Below are 18,099 nucleotides of genomic sequence, written 5' to 3'. Positions count from 1 at the left end.
TTAAGATCTGGCAGAAATCACATATTGCTGTGTTGTTGGCTTAAGTAAGGCATCAAAAATTACAGGTTCATAAAGTGGGTGGATATTTAAATAAGCTTGAATGCTTAAGCATAACGAACCAACATTTTGGTCATCTAACTGCATTTCTACTTTAATTTGTTTTAAGCGTGGTTCATGAGCAGCAATCGATTGTTCTATGGACTGGCAGATGGTATCTCGATCAGTTGGATTCGCTGTGGAAAGCCCAACAAAATCAATAATGCCAAATTGTACGATAGACTTTTTTACTAAAGGGAAATCATCGATTTCCAAATCTAGCTTGGCAATGCGTGTATTTAATAAGTCTTCTAAATCATGAGCAACAGACTCTCTTAACTCATGAATCGAAAGCCCTTTGATATAATCATCTTCAACAATTAAACGATCAAATAGTGTAGATCGAAATCCATATGGGTATAGTTGATCTAAATTCATAATGTATATTCTAATAATATGAAACAGATAGGGACCCGAGTCCCTATCTGTTCCAACAAACAATTAAGCAGCGTAAGATGCAGTATTGTTAGAAAGAGACCATTTCTTAGTAACGGCACCTTTAGCAGAACCGTTAATATCTTGTTGATTATAAGTCCACTCAACCGCAGCATATTTAAGACCAAATGCTTCAGTTGGAACACCTTCTTCATTTACCGTAGGCGTTACACTTGAAACAAGTACATGCTTAAGTTTGATTTGAAGGTACTTAATACGTTTGTCACCATTTGCACGGTAGAAGTCAATTTGAACTTCATCAAATGTATAACCCGCAGAACAAGCTTCCCAAAGTTTTGGACTAGTTGCATCCAAATCTTTAACAAAAAGCATATCTGAGTGTTCTACACGTTCAGCAGTATGACCACCAACGCTTGAAGAAGTCGCAGATTTCGGCTGGCGAATATTATGAGACCAAGAATTAACTTCTAGCCAATTTTTGTGCTCAGAATCACGTGACTCGCCATCAACCTTGTACTTGCCTTGAAATTGAACGTATATATCTTTCATTGGATTACCCTTATTTTTTAAAGTTATTATTTAGCCACGCTCTATTTTAATTCGAGGACTGAGGTAACTCAGTGACAAGTCGCAAAGAAACCGACAACTCATCTAGCTGGAAATGCGGTCTTAAGAAGACCACAGACTTGTAGTGCCCTGGCTCTGCAGGATTCTCTACAACTTTTACAGAAGCTTCACGCAATGGATACTGCGCTTTTGCTTCTTGTGAAGCACCATCATCAAGCAATACATATTGTGATAGCCATTCATTTAAAAATGCTTCTACATTACCCGCTGAAGCAAAGCTTCCGACTTTATCTCGCATCATTGCTTTTAAGTAATGTGCAATTCGAGAAACTGCCATGATGTATTGGATCTGGCTCGATAATGACGAGTTCGCATTTGCCGTATCACTGTCATATTTCTTCGGTTTTTGCGTAGACTGTGCACCAAAAAATGCTGCGTAATCTGTATTTTTACAATGAACAAGTGGAATAAAACCTAAGTCACTCAACTCTTTCTCACGACGGTCAGTGATCGCAATTTCAGTTGGGCACTTAAATACAACTTCACCATCATTGGTTTTGAAAGTATGTACTGGTAAGCCTTCGACCATACCACCACCTTCAACACCACGAATCGCAGCACACCAACCATGGAGGTCAAATGCATTGGTCAAACGAGTACCGAACGCATACGCGGCATTCATCCACAAATATTCATCATGGTTTTGCCCTGAAACTTCTTCCACAAAGTTAAAGCCTTCAGTCGCCCAACCTTCTTTTGGATCATAAGGCAAACGGCCTAAAACGCGTGGCATTGTCAACGCAACATAACGAGCGTCATCGCTTTCACGGAAAGAACGCCACTGTACATATTCTGCTGTTTCAAATACTTTTGAAACATCACGAGGACGATCAATATCTGTAAATGATTCAAGGCCTAACATATTACTGCTTGCTGCCGAAATAAACGGAGCATGTGCCGCTGCTGCAACATGTGAAATCTGTTCTAACAGATACATGTCTGAAGGAGTACGGTCAAATTCAAAATCACCGATCAATGTCGCGTAAGGTGCGCCACCGAATGAACCATATTCTTCTTCATAAACTTTTTTAAACAAGGTACTCTGATCGAAATCTGTCGCGCCTTGGAAATCTTTAACCAATTCTTTTTTCGTTGTATTTAACATACGAATTTTGATCAATGGATTTGAAGGTGACTCCTGACAGAAGTAATACAAACCACGCCAAGTCGATTCAATTTTCTGAAACTGCTCATTGTGCATGATTTTACTGAGCTGCTTTGAAATCAACGCATCTATTTCAGCAATACGCTTATCAATCGATAAAGACATATTTTCTGAAACAGTGATTGTTCCTGCCATCACTTCTTTGGCTAATTCACCAATCAAGCTTTTCGCACGGTCATGCTCTTCGTCATTACGTGCAATGCGGCTACGCTCCACAATAGAATCAAGTAAACTTACTTCTTCTACGGCTGCATCTTGCACAGTATTGGTTTGTAAATTACTCATTTTCAGGACCCGCCTCAGCGCTTAATTTACGAATCTGATCAGTATTTTGTAAGACTTCATCAAGTAAATCTTCCAAACGCTCACTATTTGAAATCTTGTTTCTCAAATCCGTTAAGCGTTCACGAGCTTCAACTAATTTTCTCAATGGTTCTACTTGTTGTACCACTTGTTCTGGTCTGAAATCTTCCATCGATTTAAAGGTTAAGTCGACCGACATACGCCCACCCTCTTCAGTCAGCGTATTTTCAACTTGATATGCGGCACGAGGAGACAACGACTCCATCACTTCATCAATGTTCTCTAAGTCGACATTGATAAATTTTTTATCTTTTAATTTGGTTTTTTCTAACTCAGAAGCAGCAGAAAAGTCACCTAAAACACCTACAACAAAAGGTAACTCTTTAATTTCTTTACCATCACCGACTTCAACATCATAAGTCAGTTGAACACGTGGTGGTCGGATTCGCTGTAATTTCTTCTGTACACTTTCACGTTTTGACATTTTTGTTATCCATTAATTTGGGCAATAAATTATGTTGGGAAATTAGGTCTCGCTGCTGGATTCGACGTTGCTGGCTTTGGTTTTGCAGGCGTCGCAGTAGGCTTTGTCGCTGGTTTTGCAGCAGGCGTTGAGCGTGTTGGTGTAGTACGGCTCTTCTGAGGGCGGCTTACCTTCTGAGGACGAGCACGCTCTACAACTGGGGCACTTTCCTGATTTTTTTCAACCAAAACTGCTGCTGGCATTGCTTGTCTAACTGCATCAGTAAAACTTTTCGCAACAGGATAGGTTTTATCCTCGGTCAAATATCTCATTTCACGCGTGCGCATTTTACTCAACGCGTCAGAAGCTAAGCCAATTCCTGCAAGGAATTTGACATCTGTTAATTCATTGCTTTGGATGTTTTGCGTTTCTAAATAATTGACAATTTGGATGGCTTTATCATTTTTCCCAATTTGCTGAAACTTTTCTGCCGCCGAGACCAACAGTTTGTTTTTATTGTCTTTATTTTTCTTATCACACAATTGTGAATAGACCGCCAACAACTCAGGATTGGTTTCTCCCTCGACCATTGGGTAATCTTTTATACAGGATCTTTTTAGTTTGATTTCATCATCCGCGTAGACCAATGTAGTCGCCAATGATGCTCCAAGAACTAAAATATATGGAATAAAATTCTTCAAAATCCAACCTCAATATTTACTTGATTCAGTTATTCAATAGATTTACTTTTGATGTTTTATAAATATGTATAATTAAGCAATTTCGTTAAAGACTTAAAAATAAGACTAAAAAAACGTGCTCTCGTCAAGTTAAATTTCGTATCAATATTTTAACCGTTTGATAAAAATGACTTTTTTAATTGGTTGTATAATATACATAATATCCTGTCTTCACAAAAGTTTTTTTTTATGTAAAATATTTCCAGTGATTTTTAAAAAATTATTAAATATTTGATTTCAATATACTAATTTTAATGCCAAATTTATAGGCTAGAAAATTTAGAATCTATTTGCCTAGAAATAAAGTTTTTTGAGAGAGACAGAAAATGACAGATCTAAAAGTTTTGATTAAAAAGTTATCAGCATCTTCACGTACATCTTTAGAACAATCCGCCAATTTATGTGTAAACCATCAAAATTTTGAAATCGAAATCGAACATTTTTTTGTCAAATTATTAGAACAACAATCCAATGATCTTGAACTTCTACTTAATAAATACAAAATTTCAAAAGATGCACTTTTAACGGATTTATTAGAGTGTATTTCTCAACTTCCTAAAGGAAATACCCGTACACCTATTTTTTCCAAATCAATTGTTAGACTTCTAGAGCAAGCTTGGTTACTTGCTTCGGCTGAACCAGATCCAATGATCCGAAGTGGTCATTTATTGATTGCGCTTTTAACAGCATCTGATCTTTATCAAATTGCCATTCGAGCATCGAGTTTATTTGATCTGTTTCCAATTGATACGATGAAGCATAAATTTTTGGAAATTTGTGTAAACAGCGCCGAAAATATTCCAACAAATTCTCAAGAACAAGAAGCTGAACTTAAGAATCAGCCAACAGACCATTCTGCTTCGAGCAAAAAGACACCTGCATTAGATCAGTTCACCATTAATTTGACTGAAAAAGCCCAAAAAGGTGGGATTGATCCAGTCATTGGTCGTGAATATGAAATCCGTTTAATGCTTGATATCTTAATGCGTCGTCGTCAAAACAACCCTATTTTAACGGGTGAACCTGGTGTGGGTAAAACCGCAGTTGTGGAAGGTCTGGCATTAAAAATTTCACAGAACCAAGTGCCAGATGCGTTAAAAAATGTCCAATTACACTCTTTGGATATGGGGCTGTTACAAGCAGGTGCAAGTGTTAAAGGTGAGTTTGAAAACCGCTTAAAACAAGTGATTCAAGAAGTACAACAGTCTTCTCATCCAATTATTTTGTTTATTGATGAAGCTCACACCATGATTGGTGCGGGCGGCCAAGCTGGGCAAAATGATGCTGCGAACTTATTAAAACCTGCACTTGCGCGCGGTGAATTACGCACAATTGCGGCAACAACTTGGGCTGAATATAAACAGTATTTTGAAAAAGATGCTGCTTTAAGTCGTCGTTTCCAAGTGGTCAAAGTAGAAGAGCCAACGGAAGAAGTCGCGATCGATATGCTACGTGCCATGATTCCAGTGATGGCCAATCACTTTAATTTACGTATTGATGATGAAGCGATTATCACCGCTGTTCATTCTTCACATCGTTATATTAGTGGACGCCAACTCCCGGATAAAGCCATTAGTGTGCTTGACACCGCTGCGGCTCGTGTTGCGCTAACCCAAAATGCTCAACCGGTCAAACTCGATCAACTTAAAGCACAACAACATAATTTAAATCTTGAATTCAATATTATTGAAAATGAACACCGCCACCAGCCAATTCATGAAGAACGTTTAGCTCAGTTAACATCATCATTGGAATTGCTTGATCAAGAAATTCAGCAAACAGAACAACAATGGCAAGCTGAATTGGCACTGATTCAAAAAATTCAAGCATTAGAAACTGCTGAACAGGCTGATTCGAACAAAGATGAGATCTTCAATACACGTACGCAGTTAGCTGAGCTACAAGGTCAGCAGCCATTGGTCTTTGAACGTGTAAATGCCCAAATTATTAATGAAATTATTTCAGACTGGACGGGTATTCCTGTTGGCAAAATGGTCAATGATGAAATTAAGCAAATTCTCAGTCTGGAAGAAAAACTTGAAAAACGAGTAATGGGACAAGATTATGCCCTACATCAGTTGGTTCAAGGTATTAAAACATCAAAAGCACGTTTAGAAGATCCAAATAAACCACAGGGTGTTTTCATGCTTGTTGGTCCAAGTGGTGTAGGTAAAACAGAAACTGCCTTAGCACTTGCCAATGAACTTTATGGTGGTGAGTCACATTTAATCACCATCAATATGTCTGAATACCAAGAGGCGCATACGGTTTCTTCACTTAAAGGCGCACCTCCAGGATATGTCGGGTATGGTCAAGGCGGTGTTTTGACTGAAGCCGTTCGACGTAATCCGTATAGCGTTGTGTTATTAGACGAGATTGAAAAAGCACACAGCGATGTCCAAGAACTGTTCTACCAAGTTTTTGACAAAGGTACGCTCGAAGATGGTGAAGGTCGTGTGATTGATTTTAAAAACACCACGATATTACTGACTTCAAATACGGGCTCAAATGCCATCATGCAGGCATGCCTAAATCAACCTGTCGAGGAATGGCCAAGTGCTGAAGAGCTGACTGAACAACTCAAACCAAGCTTATACAAACAATTTAAGCCGGCATTCTTAGGCCGTATGCGAATTGTCCCTTATTTCCCACTACATGATGATCTGTTAGTCAGAATTATTGAGCATAAACTAGGAAAAATTACAGCACGACTCGAAAAACAGTATGAAACCAAAGTGACATATAGCGATGATTTAATCGAATTAATTCTAAGTCGTTGTACTGAAGTTGATAGTGGCGCTCGTAATGTTGATAACATTTTAAATGCCTCCGTGTTACCTGCTTTGGCCACTGAAATATTGGTGGCTTTGGCTGAACAAAAAATACCAAAAGTCATTCATATTGATACGAAAGATGATGAAATCATTTACCTATTAGATCCACAAGCGAAGCCAGCAAAGAAAAAGTCGAGCAAAAAGTCAAAAGTTGTGGAAGCTTAAATATATACGAGTATAGAAAATGGATATAAATTTAGACGTCTTATTAGAGCCTATTTCTGATGCTCATCCGTGTGGAGAAGATTTATCTTTTTCCAATGAGTTTCACGAAATTAAAAAAGCACGTACCCATGATGATCCTTTATTAGACCAAGGTGATTGGATTTCTGAGCCAAAGCAAGCCGACTGGTCATTTGTTGCAGAAAAATCAATCCAATTACTCACGCAAAAAACCAAAGATATTCGTTTATTAACATGGCTTACTGAAGCTTGGACAAACCTCTATGGCTTTGAAGGTCTAATCAAAGGACTGGAACTGAGTCACCGTGTTTTAGAACAGTTCTGGTTAAAGATTCATCCTGAAATTGAAGATGACGACTTAGATCAACGCCTAGGCTTACTGCAAGGTTTTACCACCCAATTACCGAGCTTGGTAAAGAATGTTCCGCTCATCAACATTCAACCATTTTATTCACTTGCCCAATACGAAAAATTCTTACATTTACAGAATAATCGTCGTAAGCAAGCCGAAGATTCTGACAGTGTAGAAGCGTCCTTAGAATTAGATCAATTCAATCAGGCGCTATTCAACACCTCACGCACTTTTCAATATCAAAATTATCAGCAATTTCAAGAAATTTTGCAGCATTGGAATATTATCAAACAAACATTAGATGCACTGATGGAGTTGGAAGCACCAAGTTTTGCGAGTATCGATTCACAGTTTGAAAATATTCAAATGAATCTGAAAAAAATCTATAAAGCAGACTCATTTGGAAACAACACCAATACAGCTGCAGTTGAAGATACCCCAGCTCAAATGACAATGCCAGTAACAGAAACAACGCATTCAGCGCCAATTCCACAAGCGCAAACATTTCAACCGCAACCACAAAGCCATTTACAAAACCGTGAACAGGCAATGCGGGTTTTACAAGAGATTGCCGATTACTTTCAAACCAATGAGCCGCATAGTCCTGTGAGTTATATGCTGCAAAAAACAATTAAATGGAGCCAAATGCCTTTACATGAATGGTTAACTCAAGTCATTAAAAATGATAATCCCCTTGATTCTATTCAAGAATTATTGGGCGTAAACCAAAATAATGAACCTTCTGAATGGTAATCATCTATGTTTAAAGCAGAAAAAGTTCTTTGGGGTGAAGGTTTATTTTTAAGACCACAACACTTCCAATTACAAGATACGTATCAAGAACAACGACTTAACCACACCATTCGTTCAACGATTCCTTATCCTTATGGAATTAAAAATCTTCGATTTGACGAAACACAGCTGGGCACACATGTGCTTGCTTTAGAGCAAATTGATATGATTTGGCAGGATGGTGAAATTTACCAAGCGCCGGCCAAAGATCTGTTACCACAACCGATTTTATTGGATGAACTGAACTTGCGTGGGGAAATGTTAATCTACTTAGCATTGCCTATTTTACAACCGAATAAGAAGAACATCTCTGATGAACAGGATAAACAACCTGCTCGCTACCATTCATATCTGAATGAAACTCACGATCTTTTTACTGATGCATCCCCTGCTGAAATTACATTTCTTCGACGCCGAACTGAATTTAAACTTTTTGATGTTCAAGCAGATCCAAATCAAGATTTAGATGGTTTTTTATATCTTGCTATCGGAAAAATTCGACGTCATAGTTCAGGGAATTTTGAGATTGATTCAAAATATATCCCACCAATTTTACATATTCAGTCAAATGAAACCTTATTGGCAAATTTGAAGCGAACGTTGAACGTTGTTCGTGCCAAAATTAAAATGATTCAAACCAATAACCGTGAAAATGAACAAAAGCTCATAGAGTTTAGATCGGGTGATATTGTTTCATTCTGGTTGGTCAATGCACTAAATACTGCTCATGCGACCTTGAATCATCTGTTACAAAATCCACAGATTCACCCTGAAAAATTATTTTTTGAACTTTTGCGTTTAACGGGTTCATTGCTAACATTCTCGACCGCATACGAAGTTGAACATTTGCCACAATATCAACATCATAACTTGCAAGATAGCTTTAGCCAGCTTGATAAAATTTTACGCGAATTGCTCGACACGATTATTTCAAGTCGTTATATCAGTATTGCGCTAAAAGAAATTCGCCCATCTTATTGGGTCGGAAGCTTAGAAACAGATAAAATCACTAAAGAATCAAGACTTTATATCGCTGTTTCTAGTAGCATGATGCAAACCCATGAACTGATTCAAATTGTCCCACTGCGTTTCAAAGTCGGGAATACTGTCGATGTTGAACAACGTGTTGTTGCAGCACTTCCTGCAATCCCAATTCATCATTTAGTCCAAATTCCAACTGCTATCCCGGTACGTTCTGGTGTGAATTATTTTGAAATTGAACCACATCATGAAATGTATCAACGTATGCTTGATTCTGAAACCATCTGTATATATGTCCCTGCAGGTTTCCAAGATATCAGTATTGAATTAATTGCAGTGATGAATGGTTAAGCGAGGAGTATGTCATGAGCCAGAATAATATTGCCCCCTCACTGTTTGATGATGGACAAATTGGTGGAGGTTCTTTACCGCAACAATCCAAAATCACACAAGCAACCAATTTAGTCGATCTTCTACATGACGGATTTTATATTGTTTTCTTATTGAAGAATCAGTATGTGCCAGAAAATGCAAACGGCTTTAAAGACAAAATTTTAGATTTGTTGAATCGTTTTGAACACCAAGCAAAAAAACTGCAGTTTTCTCCTGAAGATATTCATGATGCAAAATATGCATATTGTGCCTTAATTGATGAAACCATTGTTACTCAACAAGATCCATCATTCTTTAACTTACAAAATCATTGGTTAATCAGTCCACTCCAATTAACTTTATTTGGTTCACAGCTTGCAGGTTATCGTTTCTTTGAGTTTCTCGAACTGATTCGTGCTCGTGGTAAAGAAAGATTGGCTTCTCTCGAAGTTTTTCATTATTGCTTATTGCTTGGATTCCAAGGTAAGTATCGTATTGAATCAATTGAAAGTTTAAATCATCTTGTGGCACGAGTCGGTGATGAAATCGATTATTTAAAAGGCAAAAAGACGGCCTTTTCTCCTTTTGCGGCTTTACCAGATCAAATCAAAAATATTATTCATAAAGAATTACCCTTTGTTTGGATTTTAATTTTCCTGTTGTTATTTGCTGTACTGGCTTTCGCTGGCCTAAAATTCATGTTGAATAAGACGGAAAATGCTTCTATTGCGAAATTTAATAATGTGATTTCTGCACCTGCTGAACAAGCACATATCACTATTCAATTGCCTTGACAGGTTGAATTATGACACAAGAAAAACAAACATCTATTCGTATATTACAAAGTAAACCCGCTAAAAAAACATTGGGGAAATCATCTGTTTTTCTACTTGGTTTAATTGCTGGGATGGTTATCTCTGCTATTTTCTTTTTTGTTTTTATCAATATCAACCCAACAGAAAATACCAGTACCAATACGGAGTCGGTTGCAACACAAGAACCTGAACTACGCGATGTGCATGCTGAAGAAACAGCAACCAATCATCACGATGAAAATGCTGGTGCATATAAGCAGCATATCAATGAAAAAGATTTCAATCAGATTTTTAAACATGAAAATAAGGTTGCTGCTCAGAAAAATCCAAATCCGAATGCCTCCCCGTTTGAACAAATGCTAAAACCAGAGGCGAAACCAGCAGTGCCACCGCCAGCCGCAACCAGACCACAAGCTGCAATAACCGCAAAACCAAAAGCGAAAGTAGAAGCAAAAGCAGAAACTGCGGCTAAACCTACTGAAAAAGAAGCCGCACCTAAAAAAGAGGAAGCGCAAGAAGCTTCCCCTGAAGGTACCGTGAAAATGACGATAGACCGTAAAGTCATAGAAAACAAACCATGATTTTGTTTGTTGTCATTTGTTTTATCTTTTTGGTGCTTGGTCTAACTTTTCTGATGTCTTATGAAATTAGACATAAAACTTTAGACTACCTTAAAGCACTTTTACCGCAAGGTAAGAGAAAGCTGGCTTCTGCAAAGCACTTTGCAGAACAAATGAATCAAGCAGCCTCAGCCAATCAAACCCAAACCCATTGGCATTTACAGCAATGGTGGATTTTGATTGCGGGTTTCTTTTTACTTTCCAGCATTCTTGTTTTTGCATTTACACGACCAATTGATCCGACAAAGGTTGAAGCAGAATATTTAAGAAAAACTGACCCTCAAATTTATGCGCTATTAAATGGTGAAGTTTTAACCCCTCCTCCAGCAGTGGATGAAAGCTTAATTGATGCTGCGATTGTTCAAGCACAGATATTGGAAAGAGAAAATCCTGTTCCAAATCATCAATTTCCGAGTGTAAATCCATCAGCTATAGATAATGAAGGGATTGGAGATCAACGTAGCAGCTTCGATACAGCAATGGTTGACCGTAAATGGGACAAAATGCATCCAAGTTATAAGCAGCGTTTACTCATGGTCTTTAAAATCATGAAAGAGCGCCATGGTTATGAAATGGTGCTTTTAGAAGGTTATCGTAGTCCAGAGCGTCAAACTCGTTTATCTGGCAACACAGCCACGACTTTAGCCAAAGCCTATCAAAGTTATCATCAATTTGGTTTAGCAGCCGATGTTGCCTTTAAACGAGATGGTAAAGTTGTTATTTCTGAACGAGATCCTTGGGCATGGAAAGGTTATCAATTATATGGGGTTGTTGCTGAATCTGTAGGTTTAACATGGGGTGGGCGTTGGACACGCATTCACGACTATGGTCATACTGAGTTCCGTATGCCAGGACTGCGTAAAAACCGTGAATCTGCTGAACGCTTGATTGCTGAAGCACAAGGCAAAGGACTTATGGCAAATAATATCGATGTAAATTAATTGCCATGTTGTCTGTGTAGGAAAATGCTTACAGCAATCACAGCGATTGTCATCTATACGATCAAAGCAGAGTCTTATATTCTATAGTTATAGGGAACAGGAAGTTTCCCAGACATAAAACAACAATAAAGCGTCTGAGCATCAGGAACGTGAGATTCGACAGGAGTCAGATCTAACACACCAATACGAAGAAAACCCCATCAGGATGATGGGGTTTTCTTTTTATATCTATAGAATATCTGATTCACATCATATTGTTTGAGAATCTATAAACCATTTAAATACGTAATAATCTGTTGATTTTCAGCCATTTCTGCAAGCTCTAATGCGGTAAATTGGCTTTTATAGTCTTTGTTTGCGCCTTTAGAAATCAATAATTTAACGATATCTAAATGATCATTTTCCGCCGCAGCTTGTAGCGCACTATAGCCCTCATCATCAGTTTGATTGACATCAACACATTGTGATAATAGTTGTTCGACCTGTTCAAACTCTCCTAAAGATGCAGCATACACCAGTTCAGGAAGATGTAATTCTTCATCATTATTAGGAAGCGGTGAGAATGAGTTAAGTTTCATAAGAAATACCAAATTTTTGTTCAATTATTATTTAGCTAAAAATTTTAAAGGTCAACAGTTCATTATTCAATGAACTCAGTGATCAATTAGCTTAATATAACTGGATCTGTTTCATTTCGCTAATCAACACCGCGCATAAAAAAACACCCCGCTCTCGTTAAAGAACGGGGTGTTTTAGATTTAAAAGCTGGCGATGACTTACTCTCACATGGGTAACCCCACACTACCATCAGCGCTAAGAGGTTTCACTTCTGAGTTCGGGAAGGGATCAGGTGGTTCACTCTTGCTATTGTCGCCAGCAAACTGTTATGGACTTGTTCGGGTCTTATTTAAATGCCTTACTTCGTACCAAATGAGTTTAACAGAACATTTGAGTTGATTTTAACATAAAGCATAGCTTTATGTCTTGCGCTCGGACAAACATAATTAATGTTTGTTTATTCCTCGCTCATGTAACTAGCTTTATAACTAAATCAAGTATGTTTGATCTTTTATGAATCAAATGATGCTTCATATACAACTGCTTGGGTGTTGTATAGTCAAGCCTCACGAGCAATTAGTATTGGTCAGCTTCATGCGTCACCGCACTTCCACATCCAACCTATCAACGTCGTAGTCTTCAACGGCTCTTTAGAGGACATAAAGTCCTAGGGAAATCTTATCTTGAGGTAGGCTTCCCGCTTAGATGCTTTCAGCGGTTATCCCTTCCGAACATAGCTACCCGGCGATGCGACTGGCGTCACAACCGGTACACCAGAGGTTCGTCCACTCTGGTCCTCTCGTACTAGGAGCAGATCCTCTCAAATTTCCAACGCCCACGGTAGATAGGGACCGAACTGTCTCACGACGTTCTAAACCCAGCTCGCGTACCTCTTTAAATGGCGAACAGCCATACCCTTGGGACCTGCTTCAGCCCCAGGATGAGATGAGCCGACATCGAGGTGCCAAACACCGCCGTCGATATGAACTCTTGGGCGGTATCAGCCTGTTATCCCCAGAGTACCTTTTATCCGTTGAGCGATGGCCCTTCCATACAGAACCACCGGATCACTAAGACCTACTTTCGTACCTGCTCGACTTGTGGGTCTCGCAGTTAAGCGCGCTTTTGCCTTTATACTCTACGCGTGATTTCCGACCACGCTGAGCGCACCTTCGTACTCCTCCGTTACTCTTTAGGAGGAGACCGCCCCAGTCAAACTACCCACCAGACATGGTCCTCGTCCCGGATAACGGGACAGAGTTAGAACCTCAATATTACCAGGGTGGTATTTCAAGGATGGCTCCATAGCAACTGGCGTCACTACTTCAAAGCCTCCCACCTATCCTACACAAGTAAGATCAAAGTTCAATGTCAAGCTGCAGTAAAGGTTCACGGGGTCTTTCCGTCTAGCCGCGGGTACACCGCATCTTCACGGCGATTTCGATTTCACTGAGCCTCTGCTGGAGACAGCGCCCCCATCATTATGCCATTCGTGCAGGTCGGAACTTACCCGACAAGGAATTTCGCTACCTTAGGACCGTTATAGTTACGGCCGCCGTTTACTGGGGCTTCGATCAAGAGCTTCGCTTACGCTAACCCCATCAATTAACCTTCCAGCACCGGGCAGGCATCACACCCTATACGTCCACTTTCGTGTTTGCAGAGTGCTATGTTTTTAATAAACAGTTGCAGGGGCCTGGTTTCTGTGGCTGCCAATAGCTCAAGGAGCAAGTCCTATCACCGTCAGCAGCGTACCTTCTCCCGAAGTTACGGTACCATTTTGCCTAGTTCCTTCAGCAGAGTTCTCTCAAGCGCTTTGGTCTACTCGACCTGACCACCTGTGTCGGTTTAGGGTACGATTCCTGTGTAACTGAAGCTTAGAGACTTTTCCTGGAAGCATAGTATCAGCCACTTCGCTAGTAAACTAGCTTGCTATCAGCTCTCAGCATAGAGCACCCCGGATTTGCCTAAGATGCATGCCTACTGCCTTTCACCTGGACAACCAACGCCAGGCTGACTTAACTTTCTCCGTCCTCTCATCGCATTACACAGAAGTATTGGAATATTAACCAATTTCCCATCGACTACGCCTCTCGGCCTCGCCTTAGGGGTCGACTCACCCAGCCCCGATTAACGTTGGACTGGAACCCTTGGTCTTTCAGCGAACGGGTTTTTCACCCGTTTTGTCGTTACTCACGTCAGCATTCGCACTTCTGATACCTCCAGCATACTTCTCAATACACCTTCATCGGCTTACAGAACGCTCCCCTACCACGTGCACATAGTGCACATCCGCAGCTTCGGCATATAGTTTTAGCCCCGTTACATCTTCCGCGCAGGCCGACTCGACTAGTGAGCTATTACGCTTTCTTTAAAGGGTGGCTGCTTCTAAGCCAACCTCCTAGCTGTCTATGCCTTCCCACATCGTTTCCCACTTAACTATAATTTGGGGGCCTTAGCTGGCGGTCTGGATTGTTTTCCTCTTGACTACGGACGTTAGCACCCGCAGTCTGTCTCCCGGATAGTACTCATAGGTATTCGGAGTTTGCATCGGTTTGGTAAGTCGGGATGACCCCCTAGCCGAAACAGTGCTCTACCCCCTATGGTATTCGTCCGAGGCGCTACCTAAATAGCTTTCGGGGAGAACCAGCTATCACCGAGTTTGATTAGCCTTTCACCCCTATCCACAAGTCATCCCCTGGCTTTTCAACGACAGTGGGTTCGGTCCTCCAGTTAGTGTTACCCAACCTTCAACCTGCTCATGGATAGATCACCCGGTTTCGGGTCTATACCCAGCAACTAAACGCCCTATTAAGACTCGATTTCTCTACGGCTCCCCTATACGGTTAACCTTGCTACTGAATATAAGTCGCTGACCCATTATACAAAAGGTACGCAGTCACCGAACAAGTCGGCTCCCACTGCTTGTATGCATGCGGTTTCAGGATCTATTTCACTCCCCTCACAGGGGTTCTTTTCGCCTTTCCCTCACGGTACTGGTTCACTATCGGTCAGTCAGGAGTATTTAGCCTTGGAGGATGGTCCCCCCATATTCAGACAAGGTTTCACGTGCCTCGCCCTACTCGTCATCATTATATGTGCCCTTTCGTGTACGGGACTATCACCCTCTACGGTAGCACTTCCCAGAGCTTTCCGCTAAAACACATATAACTTAATGGGCTGATCCCCGTTCGCTCGCCGCTACTGAGGGAATCTCAATTGATTTCTTTTCCTAAGGGTACTGAGATGTTTCACTTCCCCTCGTTCGCCTCGCATGACTATGTATTCATCATGCGATACCTACCTTATGGTAAGTGGGTTTCCCCATTCAGAAATCTCCGGATCACAGGATATTTGCCGCCTCCCCGAAGCTTATCGCAGGCTATTACGTCTTTCATCGCCTCTGACTGCCAAGGCATCCACCACATGCACTTAATTACTTGACTATACAACCCCAAACAGTCGTTAATCCCTACAAGGAGGATCAACAATGTGAACTTAATCACTTCTATTTGTTGCCTGTGAATTTAATCACTATACAGCTTCAATTTAATTCATATACCAAAACGCTTGATTCAGTTTTATCGCTAGTGCTCATTTCATTCAACATTAACAATTACTTGCTAACATCAACTAAAACGAGTTTAAACAATTATTTCAACTCAAATATATTCTGTTAATGATTCACTACCGCCTCGTCAGCGAGTAGTTAACTGTGATAAATCACAGAACTTAATAAGCTATCGGCTTACTAAGTTCTGTAATCACTTAGTCTTTAATTAGTGGTGGAGACTAACGGAGTCGAACCGTTGACCTCCTGCGTGCAAAGCAGGCGCTCTACCAACTAAGCTAAGTCCCCAGCTTAAGATCTTAATATATCTGATCTTCTGTAATTTGAACTTCAAATTCATTCAAACTCAATCAGTAGACTTGGTGGGTCTGACAAGACTTGAACTTGTGACCCCACGCTTATCAAGCGTGTGCTCTAACCAACTGAGCTACAGACCCTCAGATACATCAATGAAGAACAACTTGTTGTGGATTCTTACCAATCGTCAATCTTTCGTTAAGGAGGTGATCCAGCCGCAGGTTCCCCTACGGCTACCTTGTTACGACTTCACCCCAGTCATCGGCCACACCGTGGTAAGCGTCCTCCTTACGGTTAGACTACCTACTTCTGGTGCAACAAACTCCCATGGTGTGACGGGCGGTGTGTACAAGGCCCGGGAACGTATTCACCGCGGCATTCTGATCCGCGATTACTAGCGATTCCGACTTCATGGAGTCGAGTTGCAGACTCCAATCCGGACTACGATCGGCTTTTTGAGATTAGCATCCTATCGCTAGGTAGCAACCCTTTGTACCGACCATTGTAGCACGTGTGTAGCCCTGGTCGTAAGGGCCATGATGACTTGACGTCGTCCCCGCCTTCCTCCAGTTTGTCACTGGCAGTATCCTTAAAGTTCCCACCCGAAGTGCTGGCAAATAAGGAAAAGGGTTGCGCTCGTTGCGGGACTTAACCCAACATCTCACGACACGAGCTGACGACAGCCATGCAGCACCTGTATGTAAGTTCCCGAAGGCACCAATCCATCTCTGGAAAGTTCTTACTATGTCAAGACCAGGTAAGGTTCTTCGCGTTGCATCGAATTAAACCACATGCTCCACCGCTTGTGCGGGCCCCCGTCAATTCATTTGAGTTTTAGTCTTGCGACCGTACTCCCCAGGCGGTCTACTTATCGCGTTAGCTGCGCCACTAAAGCCTCAAAGGCCCCAACGGCTAGTAGACATCGTTTACGGCATGGACTACCAGGGTATCTAATCCTGTTTGCTCCCCATGCTTTCGTACCTCAGCGTCAGTATTAGGCCAGATGGCTGCCTTCGCCATCGGTATTCCTCCAGATCTCTACGCATTTCACCGCTACACCTGGAATTCTACCATCCTCTCCCATACTCTAGCTTCCCAGTATCGAATGCAATTCCCAAGTTAAGCTCGGGGATTTCACATCCGACTTAAAAAGCCGCCTACGCACGCTTTACGCCCAGTAAATCCGATTAACGCTCGCACCCTCTGTATTACCGCGGCTGCTGGCACAGAGTTAGCCGGTGCTTATTCTGCGAGTAACGTCCACTCTTCTTGGGTATTAACCAAGAGAGCCTCCTCCTCGCTTAAAGTGCTTTACAACCATAAGGCCTTCTTCACACACGCGGCATGGCTGGATCAGGGTTCCCCCCATTGTCCAATATTCCCCACTGCTGCCTCCCGTAGGAGTCTGGGCCGTGTCTCAGTCCCAGTGTGGCGGATCATCCTCTCAGACCCGCTACAGATCGTCGCCTTGGTAGGCCTTTACCCCACCAACTAGCTAATCCGACTTAGGCTCATCTATTAACGCAAGGTCACAAGTGATCCCCTGCTTTCCCCCGTAGGGCGTATGCGGTATTAGCATCCCTTTCGAGATGTTGTCCCCCATTAATAGGCAGATTCCTAAGTATTACTCACCCGTCCGCCGCTAGGTCAGTTACCGAAGCAACATCCCCCGCTCGACTTGCATGTGTTAAGCCTGCCGCCAGCGTTCAATCTGAGCCATGATCAAACTCTTCAGTTAAAAATCATTAGTGACTTAAGGTCACAATTCTGGCTCATCAATGTACTGACAAATTCTCTCAAATAAACTTCGAGTAATTTAAACCAATCAATCAATGATAATATTTCGATCAATCAATCAGTAAAAATCCACACAAGTTGTTCTTCATATTCTCTTAATGATTAATTTATCACTTCGTCAGTGATAAATAAGACGCAATAAACATTTAACAACTTAACCCTCTAAGCTAAGTTCGTTTGCTGTATCGCGTCGGGA

The 18,099-nt window shown here is 41.1% G+C and carries 12 protein-coding genes, 2 tRNA genes and 3 rRNA genes; 6 read left to right on the top strand and 11 right to left on the bottom strand.

Annotated features, from left to right (window positions below; translation table 11 throughout):
* The 5 genes from tssE to L3V46_RS00140 form a co-directional block, all read right to left on the bottom strand.
* A complete protein-coding gene (gene tssE / locus L3V46_RS00160; protein ID WP_004723556.1) occupies window positions 1–474 on the bottom strand; it encodes a type VI secretion system baseplate subunit TssE in 474 nt (157 codons plus the stop codon).
* 63 nt (window positions 475–537) lie between these two features.
* Window positions 538–1,041 (bottom strand): type VI secretion system tube protein Hcp, encoded by a 504-nt coding sequence (locus L3V46_RS00155; RefSeq protein WP_004723558.1) that lies wholly within the window; start codon window positions 1,039–1,041, stop codon window positions 538–540.
* 46 nt (window positions 1,042–1,087) lie between these two features.
* The gene (gene tssC / locus L3V46_RS00150) at window positions 1,088–2,569 is read right to left on the bottom strand and encodes a type VI secretion system contractile sheath large subunit (RefSeq protein ID WP_004823591.1); all 1,482 of its coding nucleotides are present in this window, start codon (window positions 2,567–2,569) and stop codon (window positions 1,088–1,090) included.
* Window positions 2,562–3,071 carry a type VI secretion system contractile sheath small subunit gene (tssB, locus tag L3V46_RS00145; protein WP_004723560.1) on the bottom strand — a complete coding sequence of 170 codons (510 nt, stop codon included), beginning with the start codon at window positions 3,069–3,071 and terminating at the stop codon, window positions 2,562–2,564. The genes tssC and tssB overlap by 8 nt, the downstream gene beginning before the upstream one ends.
* Window positions 3,072–3,100: 29 nt before the next feature.
* Entirely contained in the window at window positions 3,101–3,751 is a 651-nt protein-coding gene (locus L3V46_RS00140; protein ID WP_051671093.1) for a hypothetical protein, read from the bottom strand.
* A 365-nt stretch (window positions 3,752–4,116) separates the two neighbouring features.
* Here L3V46_RS00140 and tssH point away from each other — a divergent pair, with 365 nt between their 5' ends.
* The 6 genes from tssH to L3V46_RS00110 are packed head-to-tail and all read left to right on the top strand — an operon-like array spanning window position 4,117 to window position 11,680.
* Window positions 4,117–6,789, top strand: a complete 2,673-nt coding sequence (tssH, locus tag L3V46_RS00135; RefSeq protein WP_239044662.1) for a type VI secretion system ATPase TssH — start codon at window positions 4,117–4,119, stop codon at window positions 6,787–6,789.
* A gap of 19 nt (window positions 6,790–6,808) precedes the next feature.
* Entirely contained in the window at window positions 6,809–7,912 is a 1,104-nt protein-coding gene (gene tssA, locus L3V46_RS00130; protein ID WP_239044661.1) for a type VI secretion system protein TssA, read from the top strand.
* Between the two features lie 6 nt (window positions 7,913–7,918).
* Window positions 7,919–9,283, top strand: a complete 1,365-nt coding sequence (gene tssK, locus L3V46_RS00125; RefSeq protein WP_004823587.1) for a type VI secretion system baseplate subunit TssK — start codon at window positions 7,919–7,921, stop codon at window positions 9,281–9,283.
* Window positions 9,284–9,297: 14 nt separating this feature from the next.
* Entirely contained in the window at window positions 9,298–10,098 is an 801-nt protein-coding gene (gene icmH / locus L3V46_RS00120; RefSeq protein WP_004723567.1) for a type IVB secretion system protein IcmH/DotU, read from the top strand.
* Window positions 10,099–10,109: 11 nt separating this feature from the next.
* Window positions 10,110–10,700 carry a hypothetical protein gene (locus L3V46_RS00115; RefSeq protein WP_239044660.1) on the top strand — a complete coding sequence of 197 codons (591 nt, stop codon included), beginning with the start codon at window positions 10,110–10,112 and terminating at the stop codon, window positions 10,698–10,700.
* Window positions 10,697–11,680, top strand: coding sequence for a M15 family metallopeptidase (locus L3V46_RS00110; RefSeq protein ID WP_004823585.1), 984 nt, complete (start codon window positions 10,697–10,699; stop codon window positions 11,678–11,680). The genes L3V46_RS00115 and L3V46_RS00110 overlap by 4 nt, the downstream gene beginning before the upstream one ends.
* Before the next feature lie 266 nt (window positions 11,681–11,946).
* On the opposite strand, the gene L3V46_RS00105 is transcribed toward L3V46_RS00110, so the two are convergent.
* The 6 genes from L3V46_RS00105 to L3V46_RS00080 all read right to left on the bottom strand — a co-directional run bounded on the left by L3V46_RS00105 (window position 11,947) and on the right by L3V46_RS00080 (window position 17,844).
* Complete coding sequence (locus L3V46_RS00105) at window positions 11,947–12,258, bottom strand: ankyrin repeat domain-containing protein (RefSeq protein ID WP_239044659.1); 312 nt, start codon at window positions 12,256–12,258, stop codon at window positions 11,947–11,949.
* Window positions 12,259–12,443: 185 nt separating this feature from the next.
* Window positions 12,444–12,558: ribosomal RNA gene (rrf, locus tag L3V46_RS00100) — 5S ribosomal RNA — on the bottom strand.
* A gap of 235 nt (window positions 12,559–12,793) precedes the next feature.
* Window positions 12,794–15,684, bottom strand: a 23S ribosomal RNA gene (locus L3V46_RS00095).
* Window positions 15,685–16,021: 337 nt separating this feature from the next.
* Window positions 16,022–16,097 (bottom strand) — tRNA-Ala (locus tag L3V46_RS00090).
* Between the two features lie 72 nt (window positions 16,098–16,169).
* Window positions 16,170–16,246 (bottom strand) — tRNA-Ile (locus L3V46_RS00085).
* A 59-nt stretch (window positions 16,247–16,305) separates the two neighbouring features.
* Window positions 16,306–17,844, bottom strand: a 16S ribosomal RNA gene (locus L3V46_RS00080).
* Together the 16S, 23S and 5S rRNA genes with 2 tRNA genes alongside form the textbook arrangement of a ribosomal RNA operon.
* Window positions 17,845–18,099 lie beyond the last annotated feature (255 nt).

Source organism: Acinetobacter sp. AG3 (assembly GCF_022343575.1).
Taxonomy (GTDB): domain Bacteria; phylum Pseudomonadota; class Gammaproteobacteria; order Pseudomonadales; family Moraxellaceae; genus Acinetobacter; species Acinetobacter guillouiae.
Note: the sequence above shows the minus strand (reverse complement) of the source record. Positions and strands in the feature narration are given on the sequence as shown.

Excerpts from the sequence above, each read along its gene's own strand:
- tssE (WP_004723556.1), bottom strand. The coding sequence starts at position 474 with ATGAATTTAGATCAACTATACCCATATGGATTTCGATCTACACTATTT.
- L3V46_RS00155 (WP_004723558.1), bottom strand. The coding sequence starts at position 1,041 with ATGAAAGATATATACGTTCAATTTCAAGGCAAGTACAAGGTTGATGGC.
- tssC (WP_004823591.1), bottom strand. The coding sequence starts at position 2,569 with ATGAGTAATTTACAAACCAATACTGTGCAAGATGCAGCCGTAGAAGAA.
- tssB (WP_004723560.1), bottom strand. The coding sequence starts at position 3,071 with ATGTCAAAACGTGAAAGTGTACAGAAGAAATTACAGCGAATCCGACCA.
- tssH (WP_239044662.1), top strand. The coding sequence starts at position 4,117 with ATGACAGATCTAAAAGTTTTGATTAAAAAGTTATCAGCATCTTCACGT.
- tssA (WP_239044661.1), top strand. The coding sequence starts at position 6,809 with ATGGATATAAATTTAGACGTCTTATTAGAGCCTATTTCTGATGCTCAT.
- tssK (WP_004823587.1), top strand. The coding sequence starts at position 7,919 with ATGTTTAAAGCAGAAAAAGTTCTTTGGGGTGAAGGTTTATTTTTAAGA.
- icmH (WP_004723567.1), top strand. The coding sequence starts at position 9,298 with ATGAGCCAGAATAATATTGCCCCCTCACTGTTTGATGATGGACAAATT.
- L3V46_RS00115 (WP_239044660.1), top strand. The coding sequence starts at position 10,110 with ATGACACAAGAAAAACAAACATCTATTCGTATATTACAAAGTAAACCC.
- L3V46_RS00110 (WP_004823585.1), top strand. The coding sequence starts at position 10,697 with ATGATTTTGTTTGTTGTCATTTGTTTTATCTTTTTGGTGCTTGGTCTA.
- L3V46_RS00105 (WP_239044659.1), bottom strand. The coding sequence starts at position 12,258 with ATGAAACTTAACTCATTCTCACCGCTTCCTAATAATGATGAAGAATTA.